Genomic DNA, 3,485 nt, shown 5'->3' with positions numbered 1-3,485 from the left:
TGGCGGCTCGCCTCGTCGGGGTGGCACTCACCCCCGGCGAGTGCTAATCGTACGACGCGCGCCGTCCGGCAGCCCGCGTTGCCCACGACCTGCCGCCGACTCCTGCGGCCTGCCGTGCGGCGACAGGGGCCGACGGCGTGGCTGCGGGCGCGGTGGAGCGAGGACTGCGACCATCTCCCGGACCACGAGGAGGACCGATGGATCGCTACGGACAGGACGTGCTGCGCACCGGGACCGGCCGCGCGCCCCGCTCGACGCCGACCCCCGCCGAGCAGGGACTCGTCGTGGAGGAGGTGGGCACCGGCTGGGTCGGCGCCGTCGTCCGTGTCGAACGCTCCGGCGGGATGCACGTCGTCGTGCTCGAGGACCGCAAGGGGCGCACGCGCACCTTCCCGCTCGGGCCCGGCTTCTGGGTGGACGGCGAGCCCGTCGAGCTCACGGCGCCTGCCGGGCCGCCCCGGCCGGCGGCGCCCACCCGGACCGCGTCCGGCTCACGCGTCGCAGCTGCGGCCCCCGCGCGCGTGGCGCGGGCGGATCGCATCTGGGTCGAGGGCAAGCACGACGCCGAGCTCGTGGAGAAGGTCTGGGGGGACGACCTGCGCGTCGAGGGCGTCGTCGTCGAGATGCTCGACGGGATCGACGACCTCGGCGCAGCCGTCGCGGAGTTCGGCCCCGGGCCGGGCCGTCGCCTCGGCGTCCTCGTCGACCACCTGGTGCCCGGGACCAAGGAGTCCAGGATCGCGGCGCAGGCGATGCGTTCGGCCCCTGCCGGGACGGTCCTGGTGCTCGGGCATCCGTACGTGGACGTCTGGCAGGCGGTCAAGCCCGAGCGCCTCGGGTTCGCGACGTGGCCGACCATCCCCCATGGCACCTCCTGGAAGCACGGGATCCTCGAGGCCCTGGGCTGGCCGCACCAGGACCAGGCCGACGTCGCCACGGGCTGGAAACGGATCCTGCGCTCCGTGCGCGACTACCGCGACCTCGAGCCCTCGATGCTCGGGCGCATGGAGGAGCTGATCGACTTCGTGACCCGATGAGGTCCGAACTGGGCAATTGGTCCCGGACGAACGTCGTCTTCGCTAGGGTCGGTCGTACGGCGAGCATGGTGCTCCGGCGGTCACCGCGACGGGCGTCGCGAACCGTCACGCACCGTTGGCTCCCGCGATGTGTGACCGTCAGCCCGTCCGCGACCACGAGGTGAACGATGACCACGACCCCGCCCGAGGAGCCCCAGGGCTCCGAGACGCCTCCCACCCCGCCGCCGCCCGCGGGCCGCGGCGCGACCCCGCCGCCGAGCTACCAGGCCCCTGCAGGGGGCTACCAGGCACCCCCGCCGGGGTACCAGCCGCCCCCGCCCGCCTACGGCTCCGCGCCCGTAGGTGCCCCGCTGAGCGACTCGGACCAGCGCATGTGGGCGACCATCGCCCACATCGGCCCGATCATCGTCTCCTTCCTCGCGCCGCTCGTCATCTGGCTCGTCTTCAAGGGCCGGGGCCAGTTCGTGGAGGAGCAGGCCAAGGAGGCCCTCAACTTCCAGATCACCGTGGCGATCGCCGCCGTCGCGGTCTCGATCATCACGGCGATCACCCTGGGCATCGGTGGAATCCTCTACCTGGCCTTCATCGCCGCGCTGGTCTTCATGGTCATGGGCGCCATCGCAGCCAACAAGGGCGAGGCGTACCGCTACCCGCTCAACTGGCGCCTCATCAAGTGAGCGCCTGAACGCCACGACGGCCGGTCGCCCTCGGGTGGCCGGCCGTCGTCGTTCCCGGACCCGACGCGCCGTCGACGACGGTCCCGGGAGCTCAGTCCGTCAGCGCCCTCACGACGGCGTCGGCGAGCAGCCGACCACGCAGCGTCAGCTCGACGTTCCCGCGGACGGCCGCCCGGCCGTCGAGCAGCCCATCCGCCACGAGGCCGGCGACGGCTCGCCGTCCCGCCGGCGACAGCTCCGCGACCGGGAGCCCCTCGCGCAGCCGCACCCGCAGAAGCACCTGCTCGAGCGCGACGTCCTGCGCCCCGAGACGTTCCCGACCGGCAGCGGGGCTCACGCCCCGGCCGAGCCGCTCGGCATAGGCGCGCGGGTGCTTGACGTTCCACCAGCGCACGGCCTGCTCACCGGAGCCGACATGGGAGTGGGCCCCGGGGCCGATCCCCCACCAGTCGGCTCCGCGCCAGTACGCGAGGTTGTGGCGGCAGGCCTGCTCGGGAGTCCTGGCCCAGTTGCTGACCTCGTACCAGCCGAGCCCCGCGTCGGCGAGCAGGGCGTCGGCGATCTCGTACTTGGTGGCCTGGTCGTCCGGATCCGTCGGCGGGAGCAGCCCGCGGCGGACCTGCCCGGCCATCCGGGTGCCCTCCTCGATCACGAGCGCGTAGGCGGAGACGTGGTCGACCCCGCAGGCGAGCGCGGCCTCGACCGAGCGCTGCCAGTCCGCGACGGACTCCCCTGGCGTTCCGTAGATCAGGTCCAGGGAGACGGCCAGGCCCGCGTCACGCGCCCACTGCACCACCTGGGGGACCCGCTCGGGGTCGTGCGTCCGCTCGAGGGTCGCCAGGACGCTCGGCACGGCCGACTGCATGCCGAACGAGACGCGGGTGAACCCTGCGTCGGCGAGCGAGGCGAGTGAGTCCGCGGTCACCGAGTCCGGGTTGGCCTCGGTGGTCACCTCGGCCCCCGGTTCCAGTCCCCAGGTGTCGCGCACGGCGTCGAGGAGCAGGGCGAGGTCGTCGACGGGCAGCAGGGTCGGGGTGCCGCCACCGACGAACACCGTGCCGACGGGCCGGTCGCGGCCGGCCTGCGCGAGCACCCGGGCGGCGAGGTCGATCTCGCGCAGGGCGGTCCGGGCGTAGGACTCCTGGCTCGCACCCCCGCCCAGCTCGCTCGAGGTGTAGGTGTTGAAGTCGCAGTACCCGCAGCGCACCCGGCAGAACGGCACGTGCAGGTAGACGCCGAAGCCCTCGGGTGAGGACCCGTGGACCCACTCCGGCAGGGCGCCGTCCTCGGGTGACGGCTCGCCGTCGGGCAGGGCAGGCACTACTCGGTGTCCCCGTCGGCGCCCACGGCACCTCCGGTCGGGCCCACCTCGCCGCGCCGAGCGGCGCGCTCGACGTACGGGAGCAGGTACGGCGCGAGCGAGAGCCGACCCGCAGCGTGGGCCTCGAGCAGGGTCCGCGCATCGGCGGGATCCTGCTCGGCGAACCAGCGCGCGACGGACACGCCATGCCCGGGCCGGTCGAGCACGGTGACCTCCGCACCGGACTCGACCGGTCCGGGGACCACGACCCGCAGGTACACGCCAGGGCGTGCGCGCCGCGCGTAGCGGGCGACCCATCCCTTCTGCCCGAGCCAGCGGGCGAAGGTCGCGCACGGGGTGCGCGGTCCGGTGACCTCGACCTCGAGCAGGTCGCCCACGCGCCACCGCTCACCGATCTCGGCGTCGTCCACGGGTCCACGCACGCGCAGGTTCTCGCCGAACAGGCCCGGC

General features: G+C 74.0%; 4 protein-coding genes. 2 read left to right on the top strand and 2 right to left on the bottom strand.

Features of this window, described 5'->3' with window-relative positions:
* The first annotated feature begins 197 nt into the window (after nucleotides 1-197).
* Nucleotides 198-1,037, top strand: coding sequence for a DUF3097 domain-containing protein (locus ABWK99_RS14845; RefSeq protein ID WP_372595471.1), 840 nt, complete (start codon nucleotides 198-200; stop codon nucleotides 1,035-1,037).
* A gap of 167 nt (nucleotides 1,038-1,204) precedes the next feature.
* On the top strand, nucleotides 1,205-1,714 hold the full coding sequence (locus ABWK99_RS14840; RefSeq protein ID WP_372595470.1) for a DUF4870 domain-containing protein: 510 nt from the start codon (nucleotides 1,205-1,207) through the stop codon (nucleotides 1,712-1,714).
* Between the two features lie 91 nt (nucleotides 1,715-1,805).
* Here ABWK99_RS14840 and hemW read toward each other — a convergent pair whose 3' ends face one another.
* Nucleotides 1,806-3,035, bottom strand: coding sequence for a radical SAM family heme chaperone HemW (hemW, locus tag ABWK99_RS14835; RefSeq protein ID WP_372595469.1), 1,230 nt, complete (start codon nucleotides 3,033-3,035; stop codon nucleotides 1,806-1,808).
* Nucleotides 3,035-3,485 (bottom strand): MOSC domain-containing protein (locus tag ABWK99_RS14830; RefSeq protein WP_372595468.1); only part of this gene is annotated, 451 nt, incomplete at its 5' end. The genes hemW and ABWK99_RS14830, both read right to left, overlap by 1 nt.

Source organism: Actinotalea sp., from assembly GCF_041597215.1.
Classification (GTDB): Bacteria; Actinomycetota; Actinomycetes; order Actinomycetales; family Cellulomonadaceae; genus Actinotalea.
This window is presented reverse-complemented; position numbering and strand designations above follow the sequence as displayed.